We start from the raw sequence: 23,595 nt of genomic DNA on the forward strand, positions 1-23,595 counted from the left end.
ATCAGAACAACTTCCGGAACTCGATTTCGAAGCTGCGGCCGACCGGATCGATCAGGAACGGCTGGTAGCGTAGCGGCACCAGGCCCGCGCTGTCGGTCACCCGCTGGCGCGTGTCGAAAATGTTGTCCACGTTGAACCCGATGCGCGACCCTTCGAAGAAGGGCACCGCGCTCACCAGGCTGGCACGCTGGCCAAGATCGGCGAAGGCGCGCACGTTGATCGTGACATAATCGTTGAACTTCAGATCGGTACTGCCGGGCAAGCCGGAGCCATTGATCGTGGAATTACCGGTGTAGCGGGCATTCCAGATCATGCCAAAACCGTTGTAAAACGTTCCGACCCGCAAGGATCCGCCGTGCTTGGTGCCGCCGCCGCCTGACAATGCATCACCGTCGAGCAGGTCGAGCACCGGAAGTCCGGGTGCGATCAGGACTTCGTCCTGCAGGGCCAGGTTGTATTGCAGGTTGACGAACCAGCGCCCCGAAGAGCCGCCCTGTCCACCGCCACCGAACGGCATACCACCGCCGCCGAAGCCTCCGCCTCCGCCGCCTCCACCAGGGGGACGACCGCCGCCACCAAAGCCGCCTGGAGGGGGTCCACCGGCAAAGCCGCCGGGAGGTCCACCCTGGGGTCCACCCTGCTGCCCGCCTGCGGCACCGGGCTGGCCGGCCGAACAGATGCGGCTGCGCATGGTCTCGAATTCGGTCGCATCGATCACGCCGTCATCGCCCGCCAAACGCTCCAGCATCTGCGGCGGAATGGCGAGCGGCTGGCCATCCTCGCCAACCGGCGGGGCTTCGCCCGCTGCCGCAGCGGCAATGGCGCGGTTCAACTGAGTGCGCAGGCCATCGGGATCGGCCTCGCAGAAGGTCGCGCGCATCTGGGCAAAAGCTTCCGGATTGGGCTGGAAACCGCCCGGCGCGCCGCCACCCTGGCCGCCACCCCCGAAACCGCCGCCGCCGAACCCGCCAACTGCGCCGCCAACCGGCCCACCGTTGCCGCCGCCGCCGTTTCCGCCCTGCTCCGCCTGCTGGCCGATCTGGCCCGACAGGTTGATGCCGAATTGCAGCCGCTCTTCCTCACGCGAGGCATATGTCACAGGGCGCTGGTCGATCTGGATCAGCCGCCCGTCTGTATCGCGCGTCACCCGGCCGGGGAAGGCAGCCTCGATCGCAGGCGTAAGGACCGGGAAGCCCGATGCCACGTCCTCCGACGAATTGCGAAGGTAATCGAGCGAGACAGAGGCGTTGTCGAGGAACGGCAGGTTCCACTGCACGCCCAGTTTCCAGTCACTCTGCGTCTGCGCGGGCAGCAGCGGGTTGCCGCCGGAAATCACCGTGGCCAGCACGGTCTCGTTATTGGTGAGGTCGAACACCGGCACGTTGAACGTGGCGATCTCGGGATTGCCGAGCTGGCCCAGCGAAGGTGCCGCGTCGCGGTTGACGTAGTTGGCGCTGAAGGTGAGCGCATCGGTCACGCCCCAGGTCAGGCCCAGGGTCCAGTCATACAGCGTGCCGAAATCCGACAGGTGATCGACACCCGCACTGGCGTTGAGAGTAATGTCACCCACCGCCGACAGGAAATCGTCACGCACGCTGGTAATCGGCACCGACACGTTCACGCCGCCCGACAGGTTGCCACGGGTGAGAACCGTCATCGGGCCGGGATTGCGGGTGTCCTCGCTCTCGATGCGGTTCCAGTTGTAGCCGGCATCGAATGTCAGCCGCACGTCGCCAGCAGGCAGATAGAACGGCGATCCGCGCAGCGTGGACAGGCCGCTGGCGCTGGTGGTGCGGGTCAGGGCCTGATCGACACCGGGATCGCCGAAAGCAGGGATCGGGTCATCGAGATCAAAAGTTCCTGCCGCAGCCGCGTCGATCAAGTCGGCATATTCAGGAGAATTCTGTGCGGTCAGTCGGCGCTCGATCCGACTATTGGAGCGGGTGCGGTTGGCGTCGAGCGTGGTGGTCGCTTCCCAGCCACCCAGGCTGAGGTTCAGGGTGGCGGCGGCGGCAAGCGTCTGCGTACGATTGTCAACCGCCAGAGGATTGCCTTCATTGAAAACGCGCAATGCAGTTTCGCGTGTAGGGGCCGGACCGGTTAAAAGCACCGTGTCGAGGCCCTGCAAACGCAGGCTGTCCGACCGCTCATATGTGGTGTTCAGAGCCAGCGAGTGCTGCCCGCCCACCGTGGTGCTCCAATTAACCGTGCCTTCAAGGCCCGCCGTATCGGCGGTCAGGCTGCGGAAGGCGGCCGGGTCCGGATCGCCCGGCACGTTGGACACGCCGCCGGTCTGGATGATGTTGCGATCGGCTTCGGTCAGCGGGCTTGCATTTTCCCATCCCAGATTGATGTTGAGGCGGGAAGCCCCGGCAATCATCAGGTAGGTCGCTTCCACTTCCTGGCTGGAGAACCCGCCGGACCACGGCTGGCCATATTCCAGTTCGACTTCGCGGCTGGAGAAATTGCGCTTGAGAATGACGTTGATCACCCGCTGGTCAGCCGAATAGCCGTATTCGAGCGCCACTTCCTCGGCGAAAACCTCGAACTTCTCGATCGCTTCGGGCGGATAGCTGCGCAGTTCGCGGAAGGAACCGATGCGTACGCCATTGACCAGGATCACCGGCCCGCCGCCGCCACGACCGCGGGCGGAAGTGACCTGCGGCCCCAGGGCCTGGATCAGGTCGGCAATCGAGCCCGCGCCATAGGCGGCGATATCGGCTTCGGTCAGTTCGAGGATCGGCGGCTGTGCTGCCTGGACCTGGCCGATCAGCCGCGCGCCCAGCACCACGATGGTATCTGCATCGTCGAAGCTATCGCCCGCCGCTTCCGCCGAGGCTGCACCTTCGGGCACCTGCGACGTTACCGGAGCATTGGACTGCGCCTGCAACAGCGCGGGCTGCGCGGCGATCAGGCCAATGGCGAGGGCAGACAAGCTGGCAGAACTGGAAAAACGCAAAATCATGCTCCTCGCAAGTACCGGTTCTGTGCCCCTGCGGCGCATATGTGCCGCACTGCACCATCCGGCAAGGCGCGGTCGGGTAATAAAATGTCGCAAATGTCTGTATGATGTATCGTATGTTGTGGCGCGATGACGGGCCTTCCCTTTTAGGCCGCTCGCGGCTATGCGCCCCGCTTGATCTACAAATTGTTGACGGAACCGGAGACCTGATGGCCAAGGAAGAACTTCTCGAAATGCGCGGCAAGGTAGTGGAACTGCTGCCTAACGCGATGTTCCGGGTTGAACTTGAGAACGGCCACGAAGTCCTCGGCCACACCGCCGGTCGCATGCGCAAGAACCGCATCCGCGTGCTGGTGGGCGATGAAGTGCTGTGCGAACTCACTCCGTATGACTTGACCAAGGCGCGCATCACCTACCGCTTCATGCCGGGACGCGGCGGCCCCGGCCCGCAATAAGCGGCTGTGGCCCCGATGGCCGCACCAAGCCTCATTCTCGCTTCGGCCAGCCCCCGGCGGCGCGACCTGATCGCGCGGCTGGGAATCGAGCCTGCGCGCATTGCTGCGGCAGATATCGACGAGACTCCGCTGAAAGCCGAACTTCCGCGCCTTTACGCCCAGCGCATGGCGCGCGAGAAGGCGCTGGCGGCGGCTGATCCTGTCGCCCATGTGCTGGCGGGCGATACGGTCGTGGCCTGCGGTCGTCGGATTCTGCCCAAGGCCGAGGACGAGGCGACAGCGCGCATGTGCCTCGAACTGCTGTCGGGCCGCCGCCATACCGTTCTGTCCGCCGTGGCCCTGCTCGCCCCCGATGGCACGCTGCGCGAAAAGCTGAGCGAGACCAAGGTGCGCTTCAAGAGTCTCTCGCCGCAGGAGATCGACGGCTATCTCGCCAGCGGCGAATGGCACGGCAAGGCGGGTGGCTATGCCATCCAGGGCCGCGCCGAAGGACTGATCGCCTGGATCGAAGGCAGCCATTCGGGCGTCGTCGGCCTGCCGCTGTTCGAAACGCGGGCGCTACTCAAATCTGCGGGGTTCCCCATTGGCTGACTGGCTGGTCGAAGAAGGTATTGGCGAAGAACGCGCCCTGCTGGTGGACAACAGCGAGGCGATCGCCGCGCAGGTCCGCTGGCCGGGCGAGCTGGAAGCGGGCCTCGTCGAGGATGCCCTGCTGAAATACAAGCCGCGCACCTCGCCCAGGGGCCGCGCGCGCTTTGCCAGCGGGGAGGAAGCCCTGGTCGATCGCCTGCCGCCCGATGCGATGGAAGGCGCGACGATCCGCCTGGAGGTCACCCGCAGCCGCATGGGTGAAGGTCGCCGGGTAAAGCTGGCCCAGGCGAGGCCGACGCAGGCCGAAGCCAGCCATGCCCCCACCCTGGCCGAGACACTGGGCGGGCGGGTCGTGCGCCGGTTCCCGGCTGGCGCATGGGAAGACGTGATGGCCGATGCGGCCGATGGCGTGGTCACCTTCTCCGGTGGCTCGCTGGTGATCAGCCCGACCCCGGCAATGACCCTGGTCGATGTGGACGGCACCATCGCCCCGCGTGCCCTGGCCCTGGCCGCCATCGACCCGTTGGCTCGCGCCATTGCCCGCCTGGGCCTTGGGGGCGTGATCGGAATCGACTTTCCCACCCTGCAATCCAAGGACGATCGCAAAGCGGTGGATGTAAACCTCGACGGTGCCCTGGCCGATTTCGACCACGAGCGAACCGCGATGAACGGCTTCGGCTTTGTCCAACTGGTCTCCCGGCTGGAACGCCCCTCGCTGCTCCACCGCCTCCATTTCGACCCTGCGGGCGCTGCGGCGCGCATGCTGGTGCGGCAGGCCGAACTGGTCGAGCAGCCGGGCGCCCTGCTGCTCACCTCGCACCCATCCGTCCTGGCGCGCATCCCCAAGCCGTGGCGCACCGAACTGGCGCGGCGGACCGGGCGCGAGGTGCGGGTAACGGGCGACCCGGTCCTTGCGATCACCGGCGGTTTTGCCCAGGCAGTTGCCCTGTGACCAGACCCTGCCCCATCTGCCGCAAGCCGCGAACAGAGGAATTCAAGCCATTCTGCTCGCCCCGCTGCCGGGATCGCGACCTGGCGCGGTGGTTCAGCGATTCCTATGCCGTGCCGGGCGAGAGGGTCGATCCGGCCGCGATTACCCGCGAAGACCGCGCGGATGAGGAATAGGCGCAAAAACAGCACGAATACCCCTTGCCAAGCGTGCACGCCTTCGCCATATCGCCGCTTCCAATCGCTCGCCGATCCTGTTTCACGGGATTGTCGCTGAAGTGATGCCCGGGTAGCTCAGGGGTAGAGCAGACGACTGAAAATCGTCGTGTCGGTGGTTCAAATCCGCCCCTGGGCACCATTTTTTCTCTTTGTTTGCGCGGCCCCATCCGGGCCCGTCATTTCCTCGCTTCACTCCGGGCGCGCGTTCGCTCTTGCGGGCTAAGCCCGAACCCGAATTCAGTTCAGCGAGGCGCAAGCCAAGCGGTTACACACAGCAGACAGACTATCAACGGAGTCTCGCCATGCGCCGCCTTGCTTTTGCCCTGCTTGCTGCCAGCGCATCGCTGGCCCTCGTTACCCAGCCCGTTGCCACCGCCGCCCAATCACGCCGCGCCGATTCCACCGTGCAGACCCTGGCCTATGGCTCCGACGAGGAGCAGGTGCTCGACTACTGGCCGGGAGCGCGCGCCGATGCGCCGCTCGTGGTTTTCGTCCATGGCGGCGGGTGGAAGCGCGGCGACAAGAACATGATGCGCGGTTCTGACAAGCTGCGACACTGGCAATCGCAGGGCTATGCCGTCGCTTCGATCAACTACCGGCTGGTGCCCGATCATACGGTAGAACAACAGGCGGCCGATGTGGCGAGCGCAGTGGCCTATCTTAAGGCCGAGGCCTCGCACTTGCGGTTCGACGCAAACCGCATCGCGCTGGTCGGCCACAGCGCGGGCGCGCACCTCGTGGCGGTGGCGGGCACGGACCCGCAGCATTTCCGCGTCGCTGGTCTGTCGATGGACGATGTTGTCGGCATCGTCCCGCTGGATGGAGCGGGCTTTAACGTCCCTGACCAGATGGGCGAGAACCCGCGCCTGATGGGCGCGACTTATCGCCAAGCTTTCGGCACTGATCCCGCCCGCCAGCGTGCCCTGTCGCCCACGTTCCACGCCGCCGCGCCCAATGCACCCGCCTTCCTCATCCTCCACGTCCAGCGCGATGACGCGCGGCGGCAGAGCAACGAACTAGCCGAGCGCCTGCGCGTTGCCGGGACTCCGGCTAGCGTGCAGGAATTTCGCGGTCGGGGCCTGCGCGGCCATGCCCAGATCAACCGCGACCTGGGTGACCCCGACTATCCCGCCACGCCGGTGGTCGATGCCTTCCTGGCGCGGGTGTTTGCGCGCTAGTTGCAGCGAACCGGCACAGTGCTAAGGCGCCGTCCAATGGACACCCACCCGATCCTTGTTGCCGCGCTCTACCGCTTTGCACGGTTCGATGATCCCGCCGTGATGCGGGCGCCCTTGCTGGCCCTGTGCGAGGAGCATGGCGTGAAGGGCACCCTGCTGCTTGCGCGAGAAGGGATCAACGGCACGATCGCGGGCACAGACGAAGCAATCGCACAAGTGCTGGCCCATGTGCGCACCTTCCCCGGATGCGCCGACATCGAAGTCAAGTTCTCACGCTGCGCGGCCCCGCCATTCCAGCGGATGAAAGTGCGCCTGAAGAAGGAAATCGTGACCCTGGGCGTGCCGGAGGTGGACCCGGCCGCCACGGTGGGTACCTATGTCGATCCGGCGGACTGGAATGCGCTGATATCGCAGCCGGGCACCGTGGTGATCGACACCCGCAACGAGTACGAGGTGGCAGTCGGGCAGTTCGAAGGCGCGATAGACCCTGTCACGCCGACCTTCCGCGATTTTCCCGCCTGGTTCCGCGCTCACAAGGACCAACTGGCCGAGGCACCAAGGATCGCCATGTATTGCACCGGCGGCATCCGCTGCGAGAAAAGCACCGCCTTCCTGAAGAGGGAGGGGATCAACGAGGTCTATCACCTCAAGGGCGGCATTCTCGCCTATCTGGAGCATGTGCCGGAAGCAGAGAGCCTGTGGCGCGGCGAATGTTTCGTGTTCGACGAACGCGAAGGGCTGGAACATGGGCTGAAGCCAGCCCGCTGACCCGCTTCAGAGCGGTTGGGCTTGGCCCTGGTCGAAGACGTGCGAACAGCCGAGGCGGGCAGCCTCGTCAGTGTCGAACAGCGCCTCCACGGTCCGCCAACCTGCGGCCCGAAGATCGGCCGCAGCAACTCGATCATGGCCCAGCGGCAGGAACACCTTGGCACCCAGGTTCTCGGCAGACTTGACCGCTTCCACCAGTTCTTCCGGGAACAGCGAGAAACCCGTGGCCGCTTCGTCCGATCCCCCGATCCGGTAAGTGCCGCCCCGCCCCAGGGTGCCGCGCACGTCGGTTGCATAGAGGGTGAAGCCGAACCATGTCTGGTATTCAAAACCATGACGTTCGGTAGGGTCGAGCGTCAGCCGCGCGCGACCGGCGACCCGCGAAGCGATGGCGCGAAGACCCTCGATCCGGGTCGCCAGCGCCCCCCCATCGTCGATTGCGCCTAGCTTACCAGCAGCTTCCTCGAACGGGCCGGATGCGAACAACAGCGGCAGGTAGGCCGCGCCGCCCGCTTCCTTCAGCCCGCCGGCATCCTTGGCATCGAGTTCGCGCCGCACCGCTTCTTTTGCATCGTCAGCCAAAGGCATGGTGCTGGCTGCCAACGTATCAACCAGGTCGGGCAAGGTGAAATCGACCGAAATGCCCGTTGCGCCAGCGGCTTCGAGCGCGGTGATGGCCAGGTCCACGATCTCGCCTGCCGCTGCCGCGCTGTCGCTGCCGATCAGCTCGGCACCGATCTGCAGGTTCTCGCGCCGCGGCTCGATCTGCTCGCCGGTGATGCGGACCACCTGCCCGGAATAGGACAGACGCAGGGGCCGCGCCGCTTCGGCAAGGCCAGTGGCGGCGATGCGGCCGACCTGCGCCGTGATATCCGATCGCAGGGCCAGGGTGCGCAGGCTCTTGGGATCGACGAAGCGGAACATGTGCCGCGTCAGCAGCCCGTCCATCCGCGTCGCCATGCTCTTCTCGAATTCGATCAGCGGCGGGCGCACACGGTCATATCCGTGAGCGCCCAGCACCGCCATGGCATCGTGTTCGATCCGCGCCGCCGCCGCCGCGCTTTGCGGCAGGCGGTCTTCGAGGCCTTCGGGCAGGAGGTCTGTCGTACGATCGTTCATGACAGACCCCCTATACCCGGTTTTGCTTGGGCGAAAGTGCTCAGAAGCTGAGCGGCTGCACCCGGCGCACGTTGGGAACCTTGCAGATCTTGTCGATCAGGTCAGCCGAAACGGGGCTGTCGACCGACAGCAGCAGGATCGCCTCGCCACCGGCTTCCCGCCGACCGAGGTGGAACGTGCCGATGTTGATCTTCGCCTCGCCCAGCAGCGCACCGACCGAGCCGATGAAGCCGGGCATATCCATGTTGGAAATGTACAGCATCTGGCCTTCGAGGTCGGCCTCGATGGCGATGCCGAACATTTCCACCAGCCGCGGCGAACCGTCGGAGAACAGCGTGCCGGCAACCGAGCGGCTGCCCTGGCTGGTTTCCACCGTGACGCGCACCAGGGTGTGGTACACGCCTTCGCGCTCGTTCCGGATTTCGCGCACCTGGATGCCGCGCTCCTTGGCCAGGAACGGCGCGTTGACCATGTTCACGCTGGACGAATAGCGCTTCATCAGGCCCGCCAGCACCGCGCCCACGATGGGCTTCTGGTTGAGCTGGGCAGCGGCGCCTTCGGTCTCGATCGAGATCTTGGGCAGGTCGCCGTGGGCCAGCTGGCCAACCAGCGAACCGAGGTTTTCGGCCAGCGACATATAGGGGCGCAGCTTGGGCGCTTCCTCGGCCGACAGCGAAGGCATGTTGAGCGCGTTGGTGACGCCCCCGGTGACCAGGAAATCGGCCATCTGTTCGGCCACCTGCAGCGCCACGTTGACCTGGGCTTCGGTGGTCGAAGCGCCGAGGTGGGGGGTGCAGATGAAGTTCGGAGTGTTGAACAGCGGGTGGTCCTTGGCCGGCGGTTCGCTTTCGAACACGTCGAGCGCGGCACCGGCGATGTGGCCGCTGTCGAGGCCATCCTTCAACGCCACTTCATCGACCAGCCCGCCGCGCGCGCAGTTGATGATCCGCACGCCCTTCTTGCACTTTTCCAGCCGCTCGCGGTTAAGGATGTTGCGGGTCTCGTCGGTCAATGGGGTGTGCAGGGTGATGAAATCGGCCCGCTCGACCAGCGCACCCAGATCCACCTTTTCCACGCCCATTTCGATGGCGCGTTCCGGCGTCAGGAACGGGTCATAGGCAACAACCTTCATCTTCAAGCCCAGCGCGCGGCTGGCCACGATGGAACCGATGTTGCCCGCGCCGATCAGGCCCAGCGTCTTGCCGGTGACTTCCACGCCCATGAAATCGTTCTTCGGCCACAGCCCGGCCTGTGTCTTGGCATTGGCTTCAGGGATCTGGCGGGCCAGCGCAAACATCATGGCGATGGCGTGTTCGGCGGTGGTGATCGAGTTACCGAACGGCGTGTTCATCACCACGATGCCCTTGGACGAGGCATAGGGGATATCGACATTGTCCACGCCGATGCCCGCGCGGCCGATGACCTTGAGGTTGGTGGCGGCATCGAGAACCTCGGCTGTTGCCTTGGTGGCCGAACGGATCGCCAGGCCATCGTACTGGCCGATGCAGGCGATCAGTTCTTCCTTGGTCATGCCGGGCTTCACATCGACATCGCAGCCGCGCTCCTGGAAGATGCGGGCGGCGTTGGGATCCATCTTGTCGGAAATGAGGACTTTTGGCTTGGTCATGGGAGTTGTCCCGTCAATTGGAGTGTGGCGCGCCGATCTGAAATGGAATCCGGGCGGCGCCTAGGAAAATGGGGATAGCGCAGGCCCGCACCAGCGGACCTGCACCTAATCAGCGATCAGAGATTGCCGGCCTTGAGCTCTTCATAGGCCCAGTCGATCCACGGCAGCAGGCGCTTGATGTCCTCCTGCTCGACCGAACCGCCGCACCAGATGCGCAGCGAAGGCGGGGCATCGCGGTAGCCGTTGAAGTCATAGCCGATATGCATCTTCTCCAGCGTGGAGGCGATCTTCTTCGGCACGTTGGCCTGATCTTCAGCCGACAAACTGTCGTACCACTCGCCCTGGAACACCATGCACACGCCGGTATTGGTCCGCTGTGCGGGGTCCGCCACCATGTTGCGCAGGTAGTCCTTGCTGTCGATGAAATCGAACACCAGCTTGGCATTGGCATCGGCGCGGTCGATCATGGCCTTGAGGCCGCCGATCGACTTCACCCATTCCAGCGCGAAGATGTAATCCTCGGTCGCCAGCATCGACGGCGTATTGATAGTCGCGCCTTCGAAAATCGAGGTGTCGATGGCACCCTTCTTCTTGATGCGGAACAGCTTGGGCAGCGGCCATGCGGGATCGTAGTCGGCGATCCGCTGGGCGGCCTTGGGGCTGAGGATCAGCATGCCGTGCTGCGCTTCACCGCCAAGCACCTTCTGCCACGAGAAGGTGGTGACATCGAGCTTGGCCCAATCCATGTCCATCGCGAACACCGCGCTGGTAGCGTCGTTGATCGCAAGGCCCGGGCGATCCGCAGCCAGCCAATCAAGATTGGGGATGCGCGCGCCGCTGGTGGTGCCGTTGAAGGTGAAGACAACGTCGTTGTCCTGCGGGATCTGGGTGAGATCGGGAATTTCGCCGTAGCCGGCTTCGAGGACTTGCAGGTCCGGCAGCTTGAGCTGCTTTGCCGCATCCTGGATCCACACGTTGCCGAAGCTTTCCCACGCGGCGACGGTGGCAGGCCTGGCGCCCAGCATCGTCCACATCGCACATTCCAGCGCGCCCGTATCGGAACCCGGCATGATGCCGACGAGGTAGTCATCGGGAACGCCAAGCAGTTCCTTGGTCAGGTCGATGGCATACTTCAGCCGGCCCTTGGCATAGGACGAGCGGTGCGAGCGGCCGAGGCTTTTGATATCGAGCTTGTCAGCCGACCAGCCGGGGATCTTGGCAGTGGGTCCGGACGAGAAGAACGGACGTTCGGGACGAAGCGTAGGTTGTACAGTCATGTATTCTCTCCTTGCAGAGAGCTCGCGCGGCGTTGGGACCGCGTGGCCCGGCGGCGGCACTAGAGGGATGCTGGCCATAGTCAAGCCGCAATGCCGGTTTATCTGGCGGACAAGTGCTGGAGGTGCGGAAGAATCCTGCCGTCCCGGCAATTGTTTGCCGCGCGTTAACCTTGTTCCTTCCACAATGTTTAACCACGTCTAGGCAATAGCACGAGTATGAGACGCATCGCTCCCCTCCTGGCCGTCACGGCACTGCTATCGGCCTGTTCGGTCGTTCCTGAATCGCGCGGCAGCCAGGCTCCGGCAGCACCCCGCATCCAGCAGGCGGCACCTGTCGCCGTGGCCCCACAGGATCGCCAGTGCCTGGCGCAACTGACCGATACCGGCGCCCAGTTCGTGCCGGTGGCCGATGCCTATACCGGGCAAGGCTGCAGCACGGTCGGCACTGTTCAGCTGACCGCCCTGCGCAGCGACGTGACGCGACTGTCCGTCAGCAATATAGGTCCGGTCCAGTGCGGTGTTGGCGCGGCTTTCGCTGCCTGGGCACGTTTCGGTGTTGATCGCGCCGCGCAGCAAATCCTCGGCTCACCCCTGCAGCGGATCGAGACGATGGGCAGCTACGCCTGCCGCAACGTGGCGGGAAGCCAGCGGCGTTCGGCCCATGCCACCGCGGGCGCGATCGATATTGCAGCCTTCGTGCTGGAAGATGGCCGCCGGATTTCAATCGTGGAGCACTGGCACGCCGGGACCGCCGCCGAGAAGGAATTCCTGCGCACCGTACAGCGTAGCGCCTGCCGCCGCTTTGCCACCGTGCTGGGGCCGGAGTACAATGCCGCTCACCGTGACCACTTCCACCTTGAAGGGGTGATCTCCGGCAATTCGTTCTGCCGCTGACGGGCTGAAATTCAGCCCTCGGCAGCCAGCCGCGGGATCGGCCGAGGATCGACCATCAGCTCTGTAGCAAGTTCCGGTGCCAGGCGATCCTCGAACTTTGCTTCCAGCCGCAGGCGCACGGCTTCTGCCGAATGGCTCGCGCCGAGCTTTTCCATCATGTTGGCGCGATGGATTTCCACGGTGCGCGGGCTGATATCCAGCGCGCGGGCAATGGCCTTGTTCGAACAGCCCTCGCTCAGCCAGTCGAGCACTTCGCGTTCGCGGCGGCTGAGAGTGCCGATCCGCTGGCGCGCTTCGACGAGGCGACGGCGGGCATCGGTGTGGCGCCCGGCATCAGCCGCCACGTGGTTGACCATGCGGGCAAATTCGCTTTCGGTGAGGGGTAGCCGCAGGTAATCGAGCGCGCCGGCGCGGATGGCCTGGACCACTTCGTCTACGTCGGGAGAATGGCTGGCGGCAATCACCGGCAGCCAGATGCCCGCATCGCCCAGCCGGTCGAGCAGGCGGTCCATCCCGCAGGCCAGCACGCCTTCGCAGGCGACGATAACGCCGTCGCGGGGATTGCTGTCCATCAGTTCGGCCATGTCCGAATAGACTTCGGCATGATGCCCGAGCCCGAAAGCGATGCGGGACTGTTCGGCCCTGAGGCGGCTGTCGCCACCGACGATGTGAAGTTTGAGACGCTGTTCCATGGCGACAAGTGTTGCGTCGGATTGGTCATCTTCGCACGTCGGATCCCAACCGAAATCAACCGAAGTTACGTGTTCAAACGATGTGAGGGCGCAGAAATCCATCGACAAGTTCCATCCATTTCGGAGTAGAATTCAGGATTAGCCCGCATGTTGGGAACACCTAGTTCACCGGAAGATAGGTGGAACCACGTAGAGAATCGACCCGGCCCGCCCCTGCTACGGGCCGCCACGCCCTGTCCAGCAAGGGCACAGGGCCCGACCATCAGCCGCAAAATGCTATCACAACTGGTAAATTGCCACCCTTAACGACGCAGCAACGAACGACGCTGCCCGCCGCCGTGTTGGCCCGCCTTACTCGACCTGCTGGTAGAAAGTGTAATCCGGCAGGGAATGGAACGCCTTGCGCAGCGCATCGCTCCAACTGCTCGAAATGGCATCGAAATAGGGATCGTCATGTTCGATCCGCCGTTCGTGTAACGGCTCGAAATTGTCGCGCTCCATCACCATCAGGTCCAGCGGCAGCCCGACCGAAAGGTTGGCCTTCAGCGTAGAATCGAAACTGACCATCAGGAGCTTGATCGCGTCCTCGAAGCTCATGGACCGGTCATAGCCGCGGATCAGGATCGGCCGACCATACTTGGTCTCACCGATCTGGAAGAACGGCGTATCGAAGCTGGCCTCGATGAAGTTGCCTTCGGGATAGACCATGAACAGCCGCGGCTCCATCCCGGCGATCTGCCCGGCCACGATGATGCTGGCGTTGAACCGGCTGGCCGCCACCATGCCGCCGTTATCGGCCTGGGTCGCCTGCACTGTCTCGCGCAGCAGCTTGCCCACTTCGACCGCCACCTGGAACATGGTCGGCAGTTCGAACAGGGAATTGTGCCTGTCGCCCGGCGCCTTGGTGCGTTCTTCCAGCTTGCTGATGACAGCCTGGGTGGTGGCAAGGTTGCCCGCGGTCAGCAGCGAGATCATCCGCTGTCCCGGCACCGACCAGCGGAACATCTTACGAAAGACCGAGATGTTATCGACGCCCGAATTGGTGCGGGTGTCGCTCATCAACACCAGGCCCTTGTCGAGCACCATTCCAACGCAATAGGTCATGTCGAAATTCCCGTTTTCCCTGGTTCAGACGGTTAGCAACGCGGCGTGCGGGGATGCAAGCGCACGGCTGTCACTGTTCCACTGTCTGCTGTTCAACTGCCAGGTCCACGTGCAGGTCCTCGGTCTGGGCGCCGAAGCTGATGCCGGTGATCGGCGCCGCGTCGCGATAGTCGCGGCCCGTTGCCACGCGGACATAGCGGGTGTCTGGACTGATCTGGTTGGAAATGTCGAACCCGACCCAGCCCAGCCCTTCAACCCATGCTTCGGCCCAGGCGTGGGTGGCTTCCTGGTGGATCCGGTCGTCCATCATCAGGTAGCCGCTGACATAGCGGGCGGGAACATCGAGCATGCGGGCTGCGGTGATGAACACATGGGCATGGTCCTGGCACACCCCACAGCCGTGGGCAATCGCCTCCTCCGCCGTGGTTTCCACTGTGGTAAAGCCGGTCTCGTATTCCACCGCACCGCGGATCACGGCGGACAGGCGGTGCAGCGTTTCGACGATGCCTTCGGAGCTGCGCTCTACCGTCCCCAGCAACTGGCGGACACGCGGGCCCGGCTTGGTCAGCGGCGTCCTGCCGAGGAAGGCCCACAGCGGCATGTGCCCCGAATGGCGCCCGATCACCCCGGCCAAGTCCTTCGTCTCGACCATGCCCTTGCACTCGATGATGACCTCCTTCGCGCCGGGCTCCACCGAGACGAGGTTGGTGTGGTTGAAGTTCTGGTCATCGTAAGCCAGTTCCTCGCGCGCGCCCTGGTAGGTCATGGCCCAGTCGAGGATTTTCTGCCCTTGCGTTTCCTTGGGCGTCAGGCGCAGGCGCTGCACCCCGTGGGCGACAGGTTCGGCAAAGACATAGCGGGTGGTATGGCGGATCGAGAGGCGCATGGTCTGGTTCTGCCGCGTCAGGAGACGAAGCGATACTCCTCCGAAATTGCGCTGCCGACGGCGGCGTTGCAGGCGATGAACTCGATCAGGAACTGGTGCAGCCCCTGCTCGAAGATGTCCTCCACCGTGCGCTGCGACAGCATCAGGTCGCAAGCGGCCAGCGCTTCATGCGCCTTGCCCTCGCGGCGATGGAAGCGGCCCAGGGCATTGAGGTTCTCGCGCATGGCGGCATGGCAGAACATCAGGCTGCGGGGGAACCGCTCATCCAGGATGAGGAATTCGGCAATCGACCGGGCATCCATCCGCCCAGCATTGAGCCAGGAAAAGGCCCGTTCGGCCGAACAGGACCGCAGGATGTTGTCCCATTGCCCCGTATCTAGCGCGGTGCCGACATAGGCCAGGCTGGGCAGCAGCAGGTAGTACTTCACGTCGAGGATACGCGCGGTGTTGTCAGCCCGCTCCAGGAAGGTGCCCGCGCGGGCGAAGCTGTAGGTTTCGTTCCGCAGCATCGAACCATGGGTTGCACCGCGGGCAATGGTCGATTCGCGGCGGATTGCGGCCAGCACCTGGTTGAGGTTGGTCTCGCGCACCGGGCGGGCGAGCATGTCGCGCAGGGCCATCCAGCCTTCGTTGATCGCTTCCCACACCTCGCGCGTGATGGCCGAGCGACAGGCCCGGGCGCTGATCCGCGCGCGCTCGAACATCGACAGCACGCTTTCGGGATTGTTGCGCGACCGCAGCACGAACTCGCACACCTGCGCGCCGACAAACCCTTCGTGGTGCGCTTGGTAGCTCTGCAACAGGCCCAGCGTGACCAGGATCGAGCGCCATTCCTGCGTCGCCTCGTCAGCCCCGCGGGTCAGCGTCATGCGGTGGCCCGCCGCCAGCAGGCGCGCGGTATTCTCCGCCCGTTCGAGATAGCGGTACATCCAGAAGATGCCGTTGGCCACACGGCCGAGCATCGGCTTTTCCAGCGTGTTGTAGCTGGGTGAAATGAAGTTGGGCCCGTCAGTCATCGAGCACCCAGGTGTCCTTGGTCCCGCCGCCCTGGCTGGAATTGACCACCAGGCTGCCCTTCTTCAGAGCCACGCGGGTCAGCCCGCCCGGTGTGATCTCCACCCCGTCAGGCGTGCACAGCACGAACGGGCGCAGGTCCAGATGGCGTGGCGCAAGGCCGGCGCGGGTGAAGACCGGGCAGGTCGAAAGCGCGAGCGTGGGCTGCGCGATATAGTTGTCGGGCCGCGCCACCAGCTTGGCACGGAAAGCAGCGATTTCCTTCTTGGAACTGGTCGGCCCGATCAGCATGCCATAGCCGCCCGACCCGTGGACTTCCTTGACCACCAGTTGGTCGAGGCGGTCGAGCACGTATTTCAGGCTGTCGGGATCGGCGCAACGCCAGGTCTGGACATTGGGCAGGTAGGCATTCTCGCCGGTGTAGAACTTCACGATCTCCGGCATGAAGGAATAGATCGCCTTGTCATCGGCCACCCCGGTGCCCGGCGCATTGGCGATGGTGATGCGGCCTGCACGATAGACATCCATGATCCCCGGCACGCCCAACACCGAGTTGGGATTAAACGTCAGCGGGTCGAGGTAATCGTCATCCACCCGGCGGTAGAGCACGTCGATCGGGCGGAAGCCGTCGGTGGTGCGCATCTGCACCTGCCCGTCGAACACGCGCAGATCGCTGCCTTCCACCAGTTCCGCGCCCATCTGGTCGGCGATGAAAGCGTGTTCGAAATAGGCCGAATTGTAGATGCCCGGCGTCAGCACCGCGATGGTCGGCTTGGGGCCGGCGCCATCGGGCGCACAGGCGGCCAGGCTGGCGGCAAGGCGGCGCGGATAGTTCGAGACCGAGCGCACCTTCACCGCGCTGAACAGCTCGGGGAACATCGCCATCATCGTCTCGCGGTTCTCCAGCATGTAGGAGACGCCGCTGGGGGTGCGGGCATTGTCTTCCAGGACCATGAATTCATCAGGCCCGGTGCGTACAAGGTCGATCCCGACGATGTGGGTATAGACCCCGCCCGGCGGCGTGAAGCCGACCATCTGCGACAGCCACGCAGGATTGTCGCGGAACAGACGCTCCGGCAGGATGCCCGAGCGGATGATTTCCTGCCGGTGATAGAGATCGTGGATGAAGGCGTTCAGTGCCCTTACCCGCTGCTCGATCCCGCGCGACAGCCTGCGCCATTCCTGCCCGGTGATGATGCGCGGAACCATGTCGAACGGGATCAGCCGTTCCTCGGCATCGGTCTCGCCATAAACGTTGAAAGTGATGCCCGTGCGGCGAAAGAAGCTCTCCGCTTCCATGCCCTTGCGGCGCATCAGCGATGCGTCCTGCTGGTCCAGCCAGCGCTGGTAATCCCGATAGGCCGCGCGAACGGACCCGTCAGGGGCGTGCATCTCATCGAATTTTGCTGGCTCGGCCGTACTCATGTCCACCTATGTCGCAGTGCAACATTGCACGAAAGAACCGCGCCGCCAAGGGCGATTGCGACAAGGCTAGGTCTCGAGCATTTCCAGCTCGTCCGCCACGGCCAGGATTGCCTCTGATGAATTGGAAAAACCCATGTGCGTGCAGCGCAAGGCACGGGCGCGGTCACGCTCGCCCGCAAGGCCGCGGGCGCTGCGCACCGACACCACGCCATCGCGCGCGCTCCACAAGGCCACGGTCTCGACCGGCGGCTTGGCGGCAAGGTCCGCTTCTACCGGCGGTCGCTCCACCGAATGGCCGGTGATGAGCTGGTACATCCGCCAGACGTTGTTCGAATAGGGCGTGTGGCTGAATGGCGATCCCATGGTGATGACCTTGGCCACACATTCGGGATGCCGCTTGGCCACCTCGCGGGCGAAAATGCCGCCCAGGCTCCAGCCCACCAGCACCACCTGTTGACCATAGCGTTCATGCACGTGGCACACCCGCCGGGCGAGGAAGTCGAAGTTCTCCTCCGTCGGACCGAAGTTGAACCCCATGCCCCAGCGCTTCACCTTGTGGCCCGCTTCCTCCAGCTTTTCCGCCATGTAGCGCATGCGCATGGGGTGGGTGGCAAAGCCCGGCACCAGGATCACGATCTTGCGCGAGGACGCCTGCGGCACGATGAGCGGCGCACGCAACTTGCGCAGCACCGGTTCGGCAAAAGCCAGCGATTCGGCCAGGAACAGCGCCTGCGAAGGGCGGGCGGCATTGTCGGGTGGCTGGCTGCGGAATAACCGCACGCGCCGCATCACTGCATCGCCAAGCGAAGCGACACGCTCTGCAAACGGGGCACGGTATTTCAGTTTCACGACAGTCATTCCGTTTGTGTAACAGAACTGACTTGTCGCGTCACTGAATGACAGGCGCGGTCACGGGTGGGCAACAACCCTTGATCCGGGGGAGTTATCCCGTGCAATCGCCGGTGCGCTGCGAGATCATCCGCATGCGGATGGTTGCATCGCCCAGTTCGGGCACCTGCGTGTTGAAAGTCATCTCCATGTCGGCGCCATCGGACGCCATCGTGCCGGTCATGGTCACATCGCCGCTGATGCCATCGGTTCCGGTGGGGCAGGACAGTGCCGCGTCAAGGTTGCCGCCCGACATGTCGAAGCGCTGCACGGTGCAATCGCTCTCGGTCATGTTCTTGATCATCTCTTCGCGCGACGTCGACGCATCTTCCGCGGTGAGGCAATAACTCGCCCCCTGGCTCGCGCCTTCGGCCATGGCCGAACGCATCATCGACTGCATGTCTTCCGACAGACCGGGCACGGTGAATTCGAGGATTTCTGTCGTGGTGCTATACTGCCCCGGCAGCGGCTGCGGTCCGTCGGCCATCTCATCGGCCATATCCGCCACGCTCGCACCTTCTCCCGCCTCCTCTGCCGAATCGCCACAAGCGGACAGCACCAGGACAGCAGCGAGCGGCAGGATAATCGAATAACGCATGGTATTCCCCCCAAGGTGGCGGGACAGATGCCCCGATGATCGGAGGACGGGATACCAAGCTGAAGCAAGCCTGCCAATGGTCCAGGCGTGTCGACCATTGCCCCTGCGCCCAATATTCCCCATATGTTCACCATGTCCGAACTCGTGATCAGGCGCGGCCTGGAAGAACCCGATACCTCCGCCAGCTTCACTCCGCACAAGCCCGTGCGGCCCGAAAAGTCGCAAGGCGGGCGGCCGTTCAAGCTGGTGTCGGAATACGAGCCCGCAGGCGACCAGCCCACGGCCATCCGCGAACTGGTCGAAGGCACGCGGGCGGGTGACAAGACCCAGGTGCTGCTGGGCGTCACCGGCAGCGGCAAGACCTTCACCATGGCCAAGGTGATCGAGGAATTGCAGCGCCCTGCCCTGATCCTGGCCCCCAACAAGATCCTCGCCGCGCAATTATACGGCGAATTCAAGAGCTTCTTTCCGGAAAACGCGGTCGAGTATTTTGTCTCCTACTACGATTACTACCAGCCCGAAGCCTATGTGCCGCGCAGCGATACCTACATCGAGAAGGAAAGCTCGGTGAACGAGGCGATCGACCGGATGCGCCACTCGGCGACCCGTTCGCTGCTTGAACGCGACGACGTGCTGATCGTGGCCTCGGTGTCGTGCATCTACGGTATCGGGTCGGTAGAAACTTATTCCGCCATGATCTTCGACCTGAAGAAGGGCGAGACGGTCGATCAGCGCGAGATCATCCGCAAGCTGGTGGCGCTGCAATACAAGCGCAACGATGCCGCCTTCGCCCGCGGCAATTTCCGCGTGCGCGGCGACAGTCTCGAAGTTTATCCCTCGCACCTTGAGGACACTGCCTGGCGCATCAGCTTCTTCGGTGACGAGATCGAGGATATTGCCGAATTCGACCCCCTGACCGGCAAGAAGGGCGCCATCCTTGCCACTGTGCGCATCTATGCCAACAGCCACTATGTCACCCCCGGGCCCACCATGAAGCAGGCCGCCGAAGCCATCCGGTTCGAACTGACCGAACGGCTGAAGGAACTGCAAGAGGAAGGCCGCCTGCTGGAAGCCCAGCGGCTGGAACAGCGGACCAATTTCGACCTGGAAATGATCGCCGCCACCGGTTCCTGCGCGGGGATCGAGAACTACAGCCGCTTCCTGACGGGCCGCCTTCCGGGCGAACCGCCGCCTACGCTGTTCGAATACCTGCCGGAAAACGCGCTGCTGTTCGTCGATGAGAGCCACCAGACCGTGCCGCAGGTGGGCGCGATGGCCAAGGGCGACCACCGGCGCAAGCTGACGCTCGCCGAATATGGCTTCCGCCTGCCAAGCTGCATCGATAACCGCCCGCTGCGCTTCAACGAATGGGACGCGATGCGCCCGCAGACCTTCGCCGTCTCGGCCACGCCGGGATCGTGGGAGATGGACCAATCGGGCGGCGTATTCGCCGAACAGATCATTCGCCCCACCGGCTTGATCGACCCGCCGGTGGAAATCCGCCCGGTGGAAGACCAGGTGCAGGACTGCATAGCCGAATGCAAGGCGACCGCCGCCAAGGGCTATCGCACGCTCGTCACCACGCTGACCAAGCGCATGGCGGAAGACCTGACCGAATTCATGCACGAACAGGGGGTGCGGGTGCGCTACATGCATTCCGACGTGGAAACGCTGGAACGCATCGAACTGATCCGCGACCTCAGGCTCGGCGTCTATGACGTGCTGATCGGCATCAACCTGTTGCGCGAAGGGCTCGACATCCCCGAGTGCGGACTGGTTTGCATCCTCGATGCCGACAAGGAAGGCTTCCTGCGCTCCGAAACTTCGCTGATCCAGACCATCGGCCGCGCGGCACGCAATGTGGATGGCAAGGTCATCCTCTATGCCGACCGGATCACCGGATCGATGGAACGCGCGATGGCCGAAACCGACCGCCGCCGCGAAAAGCAGCATGCGTTCAACCAGGAACATGGCATCACGCCAACCACGATCAAGCGCAACATCCAGGACATCGTCGCCCACACCGCCAGCCGCGATGGCGTGCTGGTAGAAATCGACGCGGAAGGGGCCAACAATCTCGTCGGCCACAACCTGCGCAGCCATATCGAAGACCTCGAAAAGAAGATGCGCAACGCCGCCGCCAACCTCGAATTCGAGGAGGCGGGCCGATTGCGCGATGAGATCCGCCGCTTGGAAGCCGACGAACTCGGCCTACCCGCCCACGAACAGCGCGCGCAGATGGTAGGGCGCAGCAACGAAGGCAAGCCGGGCACCCGCAAGACCCGCTATGGCAAGGTGCAGAAGAAGTGGGGCAAGTGAGAGCCGCGCTTCTGGCCACCTTCGTCGCCGCCATCGCCCTCACCGCCTGCGACCGCGCACCGCCGCCGGTGCAGCGGGTGGACCTGGCCGAGGCAGGACCGGCCATGCCGCGAGTCATGGAACAATCGCCCGATACGACGCTGGCAAGCTGGCGCGTGGCGGATGATGGGCAAGCACTGCACTTCGGCAATGCGGGGGCCGACCCGCTGCTCAGCCTCGCTTGCCGTCCGGGCGAGAACCCGCCGCAGATCAGCGTGATCCGCCACCTGACGGCCCTGCCAGGGCAAGGCGCACTGCTGCCGGTGATCGGCAACGGCATGCGCAGCCGGTTCATGGTCGATGCGACGCTGGCCAATGGCGAGTGGCGGTGGGAAGCGAAACTGCCGGCCGCCGACCCCTCGCTCGACGTGTTCACCGGCCCGCGCGACCTTACCGCCACCTTGCCCGGTGGCGGTATGCTGGAGATTGCCGGCAGCCGCCTCCCGGGAGAATTCGTCACCTGGTGCCGGGCCGGCGGCGTTGTCCGGCCCACGGTGGAGCCGGAAGCGGAAGAGCCGGTCAGCTAGCGGCCAGGTCCGCCAGCATCTGGGGCGTCAGCACCTGCGGCAATTGCTCGCCCGGACCGTCTGCCGGATACCACATGTACAGCGGCACCCCTGCCACGCCCTGCTCGGTCAGGAAGCGGGTGATTTCCTCGTTCCGCAAGGTCCAGTCGCCGCGCATGGCGACAACGCCTGCCACCTCGAAAGAGTCCTTGGTGCTCTCGCGCTCGATCGCCACGCTTTCGTTGACTTTGCAGGTCACGCACCAGTCTGCAGTGAACCACAGGAACACCGGCTGGCCCGATGCCCGCGCCTCTGCCAGCGCAGCCTCGCTGTAGTTTACCGGCGAGAGGATCGACGCACCGCCGCCCGGCTCGGCCTGGGCATAGACTGCAGGAAGGATGAAGGCCCCCGCAAGTGCAAAAGGCGCGGCGATCAGGCCGAAGGCGGGCCATGCCAGCTTGCCGCGGCGCTGCAGCAGGCCGGTGACGGCCAGCGCAATCAGCACGCCCACTGTAACTACCAGCGCCACCAGTGCGAACTCACGCCCGCCCAGGCGGGTCAGCAGCCACAACAGCGCCAGCGCCGTCAGCCCCATCGGGATCGCCATCACGCGGCGGAAGGTGTTCATCCACGGTCCCGGCTTCGGCAGGCGGCTGCGCAGCGCGGGCACATAGCCAAGCGCCAGGAACGGCAGCGCAAGCCCCAGCCCCAGCACGGCGAACAGCAGCATGGCCTGTTCCGGCGGCAGCAACAGCGCCGCGCCCAGTGCCGCGGCCATGAACGGCCCCGTGCACGGCGTGGCGACGAAAGCTGCAAGCAGGCCCGTGGCGAATGACGATCCGCCGCCCCCATTGCCCGAGACGGACAGCGAAGGGACCTCGAACACACCGGCAAAATTGGCCGTAATCACCGCCGCCAGCACCAGCAGGGCCACGACCACGCCCGGCTCCTGCAACTGGAACGCCCAGCCGATCTGCTGGCCGCCAGCCCTCAAGACCAGCAACAGCGCGCCGATTGCCATGCAGGCCAGCACCACGCCCGCCGTATAGGCTAGGGCATCGCGCCTCGCCTGGACCTCGCCCTCGCCCGCCCGCACCAGCGTCATCGCCTTCAGGCTGAGGATGGGAAATACACACGGCATCAGGTTGAGCAACAGTCCGCCCGCCAGCGCGGCAAGGATCAAGGTCCACAGGGGCGCGGTGACAGGAGCACTGCCGCTGATGCGCTCGCCACCGGTTGGCACCTCACCCGGCACGGCCTCGAAACGGACACCGTTGGCCGGCGCGCCGAAAGCGAGGATGCCGGTCACCTGCTGCAGGGGATCGAACGCGGCCTGGGTGGAATTGGGCGGCAGGTTCAGCGCGATAAGCGGCACTTCGGCCACCAGCAGGTCGCCATCCCGGAAGAACGACTGTTCGGCGGCATAGGCCATGTGCCGGTCTGCCGCCATGCGGTCCTGCCCCACGAAGACATGGAGGTTGGCCAGGTCCATCGAAGCCGGCAGGGGAATGGCGATCCGCAGCCGGTCCCCCGCAACCGAAAACCGCGCCTGGGTGTCGATCATCGGCGGCAAGGCGGCACGCCAGCCATCGAACGGGTTAGCCCCGCCATCCGCCTGGGGATAGCGCAGGGTTAGCTGGGCACCTTCAGGCACGCAGATCTGATCGGTGCAGGCGAGCCATTCGGCATCGAGCGTGATCGGTCGGCGGCTATCCACCACGGCGCCCGCCGGCACCACTATCGGCACCAGCACGGCATAGTCGCCCTTGAACACGTGGTTCATCAGGCCAGCCAGCGTCAGCTTGTGCGGCACCGGGTATTGCGGCTCCCCCGCCTGCCAGCCTTCGGGCAGGTCCCAGTCGAGTTGCATGCCGAGGCCCGCATCGCCGGGGTTCGACCAGTAGCCATGCCAGCCATCCTTGGGCCGGAAATGCAGCGCCACTGTGAGCGTCTCACCCGCAACGGGCGCTCCTTCGGCTACAAGGTCGGCGGCAATGTTGTTTTCGCGAAGCTGCTGGGCTGCGGCAGGCTGGGCCAGCGCCGCAATCAGCAGTGCCAACACCGGCATAAGAGCATACCGGAAAAG

At 64.6% G+C, this 23,595-nt stretch carries 20 protein-coding genes, 1 tRNA gene and 1 pseudogene; 10 read left to right on the forward strand and 12 right to left on the reverse strand.

Annotated features, from left to right (window positions below; genetic code table 11):
- Position 1: 1 nt before the first annotated feature.
- Positions 2-2,965: a TonB-dependent receptor gene (locus tag M3P36_RS00985; protein ID WP_249698421.1), complete on the reverse strand. Its 2,964-nt coding sequence runs from the start codon at positions 2,963-2,965 to the stop codon at positions 2-4.
- A gap of 206 nt (positions 2,966-3,171) precedes the next feature.
- On the opposite strand from M3P36_RS00985, the gene infA reads away from it, so the two are divergent.
- From infA to trhO, 7 genes and pseudogenes are all read left to right on the forward strand, one after another.
- Positions 3,172-3,417 (forward strand): translation initiation factor IF-1, encoded by a 246-nt coding sequence (infA, locus tag M3P36_RS00990; RefSeq protein ID WP_055920719.1) that lies wholly within the window; start codon positions 3,172-3,174, stop codon positions 3,415-3,417.
- 15 nt (positions 3,418-3,432) lie between these two features.
- Positions 3,433-4,008: a Maf family protein gene (locus tag M3P36_RS00995; RefSeq protein ID WP_249698423.1), complete on the forward strand. Its 576-nt coding sequence runs from the start codon at positions 3,433-3,435 to the stop codon at positions 4,006-4,008.
- Positions 4,001-4,960: a ribonuclease E/G gene (locus M3P36_RS01000; RefSeq protein WP_249698431.1), complete on the forward strand. Its 960-nt coding sequence runs from the start codon at positions 4,001-4,003 to the stop codon at positions 4,958-4,960. Before M3P36_RS00995 ends, M3P36_RS01000 begins: the two co-directional genes overlap by 8 nt.
- Complete coding sequence (locus M3P36_RS01005) at positions 4,957-5,133, forward strand: DNA gyrase inhibitor YacG (protein ID WP_249698446.1); 177 nt, start codon at positions 4,957-4,959, stop codon at positions 5,131-5,133. Before M3P36_RS01000 ends, M3P36_RS01005 begins: the two co-directional genes overlap by 4 nt.
- Before the next feature lie 106 nt (positions 5,134-5,239).
- A tRNA-Phe gene (locus M3P36_RS01010) sits at positions 5,240-5,314 on the forward strand.
- Positions 5,315-5,477: 163 nt separating this feature from the next.
- Positions 5,478-6,353 carry an alpha/beta hydrolase gene (locus M3P36_RS01015; RefSeq protein WP_249698448.1) on the forward strand — a complete coding sequence of 292 codons (876 nt, stop codon included), beginning with the start codon at positions 5,478-5,480 and terminating at the stop codon, positions 6,351-6,353.
- Positions 6,354-6,389: 36 nt separating this feature from the next.
- Positions 6,390-7,112 (forward strand): annotated as a pseudogene (gene trhO, locus M3P36_RS01020) (oxygen-dependent tRNA uridine(34) hydroxylase TrhO); the annotation flags it as partial.
- Between the two features lie 15 nt (positions 7,113-7,127).
- Here the strand turns inward: trhO and M3P36_RS01025 are convergent.
- From M3P36_RS01025 to M3P36_RS01035, 3 genes are all read right to left on the reverse strand, one after another.
- Positions 7,128-8,240: an ATP phosphoribosyltransferase regulatory subunit gene (locus M3P36_RS01025; protein ID WP_249698450.1), complete on the reverse strand. Its 1,113-nt coding sequence runs from the start codon at positions 8,238-8,240 to the stop codon at positions 7,128-7,130.
- 40 nt (positions 8,241-8,280) lie between these two features.
- Complete coding sequence (gene serA / locus M3P36_RS01030) at positions 8,281-9,867, reverse strand: phosphoglycerate dehydrogenase (RefSeq protein ID WP_249698458.1); 1,587 nt, start codon at positions 9,865-9,867, stop codon at positions 8,281-8,283.
- A 116-nt stretch (positions 9,868-9,983) separates the two neighbouring features.
- On the reverse strand, positions 9,984-11,144 hold the full coding sequence (locus tag M3P36_RS01035; RefSeq protein WP_249698465.1) for a phosphoserine transaminase: 1,161 nt from the start codon (positions 11,142-11,144) through the stop codon (positions 9,984-9,986).
- Positions 11,145-11,360: 216 nt separating this feature from the next.
- Between M3P36_RS01035 and M3P36_RS01040 the strand changes: the two genes are divergently transcribed.
- Entirely contained in the window at positions 11,361-12,038 is a 678-nt protein-coding gene (locus M3P36_RS01040) for an extensin-like domain-containing protein (RefSeq protein WP_249698467.1), read from the forward strand.
- Positions 12,039-12,049: 11 nt separating this feature from the next.
- Here M3P36_RS01040 and M3P36_RS01045 read toward each other — a convergent pair whose 3' ends face one another.
- The 7 genes from M3P36_RS01045 to M3P36_RS01075 all read right to left on the reverse strand — a co-directional run bounded on the left by M3P36_RS01045 (position 12,050) and on the right by M3P36_RS01075 (position 18,645).
- Positions 12,050-12,730 carry a response regulator transcription factor gene (locus M3P36_RS01045; RefSeq protein ID WP_249698470.1) on the reverse strand — a complete coding sequence of 227 codons (681 nt, stop codon included), beginning with the start codon at positions 12,728-12,730 and terminating at the stop codon, positions 12,050-12,052.
- Between the two features lie 351 nt (positions 12,731-13,081).
- Positions 13,082-13,834 (reverse strand): proteasome-type protease, encoded by a 753-nt coding sequence (locus tag M3P36_RS01050; protein WP_249698472.1) that lies wholly within the window; start codon positions 13,832-13,834, stop codon positions 13,082-13,084.
- 70 nt (positions 13,835-13,904) lie between these two features.
- Positions 13,905-14,720, reverse strand: a complete 816-nt coding sequence (locus tag M3P36_RS01055; protein ID WP_249698475.1) for a transglutaminase family protein — start codon at positions 14,718-14,720, stop codon at positions 13,905-13,907.
- 17 nt (positions 14,721-14,737) lie between these two features.
- Positions 14,738-15,682: an alpha-E domain-containing protein gene (locus M3P36_RS01060; protein ID WP_249699053.1), complete on the reverse strand. Its 945-nt coding sequence runs from the start codon at positions 15,680-15,682 to the stop codon at positions 14,738-14,740.
- A gap of 46 nt (positions 15,683-15,728) precedes the next feature.
- Complete coding sequence (locus tag M3P36_RS01065) at positions 15,729-17,159, reverse strand: circularly permuted type 2 ATP-grasp protein (protein WP_249698477.1); 1,431 nt, start codon at positions 17,157-17,159, stop codon at positions 15,729-15,731.
- Between the two features lie 66 nt (positions 17,160-17,225).
- Entirely contained in the window at positions 17,226-18,017 is a 792-nt protein-coding gene (locus M3P36_RS01070) for an alpha/beta hydrolase family protein (protein ID WP_249698480.1), read from the reverse strand.
- 85 nt (positions 18,018-18,102) lie between these two features.
- A complete protein-coding gene (locus M3P36_RS01075) occupies positions 18,103-18,645 on the reverse strand; it encodes a DUF3617 domain-containing protein (RefSeq protein ID WP_249698481.1) in 543 nt (180 codons plus the stop codon).
- Between the two features lie 132 nt (positions 18,646-18,777).
- Between M3P36_RS01075 and uvrB the strand changes: the two genes are divergently transcribed.
- Both uvrB and M3P36_RS01085 read left to right on the forward strand, forming a co-directional pair.
- Entirely contained in the window at positions 18,778-20,964 is a 2,187-nt protein-coding gene (gene uvrB, locus M3P36_RS01080) for an excinuclease ABC subunit UvrB (RefSeq protein ID WP_249698495.1), read from the forward strand.
- Entirely contained in the window at positions 20,961-21,530 is a 570-nt protein-coding gene (locus M3P36_RS01085; RefSeq protein ID WP_249698498.1) for a hypothetical protein, read from the forward strand. Before uvrB ends, M3P36_RS01085 begins: the two co-directional genes overlap by 4 nt.
- Here M3P36_RS01085 and M3P36_RS01090 read toward each other — a convergent pair.
- A complete protein-coding gene (locus M3P36_RS01090) occupies positions 21,523-23,577 on the reverse strand; it encodes a protein-disulfide reductase DsbD family protein (protein WP_249698501.1) in 2,055 nt (684 codons plus the stop codon). The genes M3P36_RS01085 and M3P36_RS01090 overlap by 8 nt on opposite strands.
- Positions 23,578-23,595: the final 18 nt, after the last annotated feature.

This window comes from Altererythrobacter sp. KTW20L (assembly GCF_023501975.1).
Taxonomy (GTDB): domain Bacteria; phylum Pseudomonadota; class Alphaproteobacteria; order Sphingomonadales; family Sphingomonadaceae; genus Alteraurantiacibacter.

Coding starts and splice junctions, on each gene's coding strand:
- M3P36_RS01090 (WP_249698501.1), bottom strand. CDS start 23,577: ATGCCGGTGTTGGCACTGCTGATTGCGGCGCTGGCCCAGCCTGCCGCA.
- M3P36_RS00985 (WP_249698421.1), bottom strand. CDS start 2,965: ATGATTTTGCGTTTTTCCAGTTCTGCCAGCTTGTCTGCCCTCGCCATT.
- M3P36_RS01050 (WP_249698472.1), bottom strand. CDS start 13,834: ATGACCTATTGCGTTGGAATGGTGCTCGACAAGGGCCTGGTGTTGATG.
- M3P36_RS01045 (WP_249698470.1), bottom strand. CDS start 12,730: ATGGAACAGCGTCTCAAACTTCACATCGTCGGTGGCGACAGCCGCCTC.
- M3P36_RS00995 (WP_249698423.1), top strand. CDS start 3,433: ATGGCCGCACCAAGCCTCATTCTCGCTTCGGCCAGCCCCCGGCGGCGC.
- M3P36_RS01055 (WP_249698475.1), bottom strand. CDS start 14,720: ATGCGCCTCTCGATCCGCCATACCACCCGCTATGTCTTTGCCGAACCT.
- serA (WP_249698458.1), bottom strand. CDS start 9,867: ATGACCAAGCCAAAAGTCCTCATTTCCGACAAGATGGATCCCAACGCC.
- M3P36_RS01015 (WP_249698448.1), top strand. CDS start 5,478: ATGCGCCGCCTTGCTTTTGCCCTGCTTGCTGCCAGCGCATCGCTGGCC.
- M3P36_RS01025 (WP_249698450.1), bottom strand. CDS start 8,240: ATGAACGATCGTACGACAGACCTCCTGCCCGAAGGCCTCGAAGACCGC.
- M3P36_RS01070 (WP_249698480.1), bottom strand. CDS start 18,017: ATGACTGTCGTGAAACTGAAATACCGTGCCCCGTTTGCAGAGCGTGTC.
- M3P36_RS01060 (WP_249699053.1), bottom strand. CDS start 15,682: ATGCTCGGCCGTGTGGCCAACGGCATCTTCTGGATGTACCGCTATCTC.
- M3P36_RS01035 (WP_249698465.1), bottom strand. CDS start 11,144: ATGACTGTACAACCTACGCTTCGTCCCGAACGTCCGTTCTTCTCGTCC.
- M3P36_RS01075 (WP_249698481.1), bottom strand. CDS start 18,645: ATGCGTTATTCGATTATCCTGCCGCTCGCTGCTGTCCTGGTGCTGTCC.
- uvrB (WP_249698495.1), top strand. CDS start 18,778: ATGTCCGAACTCGTGATCAGGCGCGGCCTGGAAGAACCCGATACCTCC.
- infA (WP_055920719.1), top strand. CDS start 3,172: ATGGCCAAGGAAGAACTTCTCGAAATGCGCGGCAAGGTAGTGGAACTG.
- M3P36_RS01065 (WP_249698477.1), bottom strand. CDS start 17,159: ATGAGTACGGCCGAGCCAGCAAAATTCGATGAGATGCACGCCCCTGAC.
- M3P36_RS01040 (WP_249698467.1), top strand. CDS start 11,361: ATGAGACGCATCGCTCCCCTCCTGGCCGTCACGGCACTGCTATCGGCC.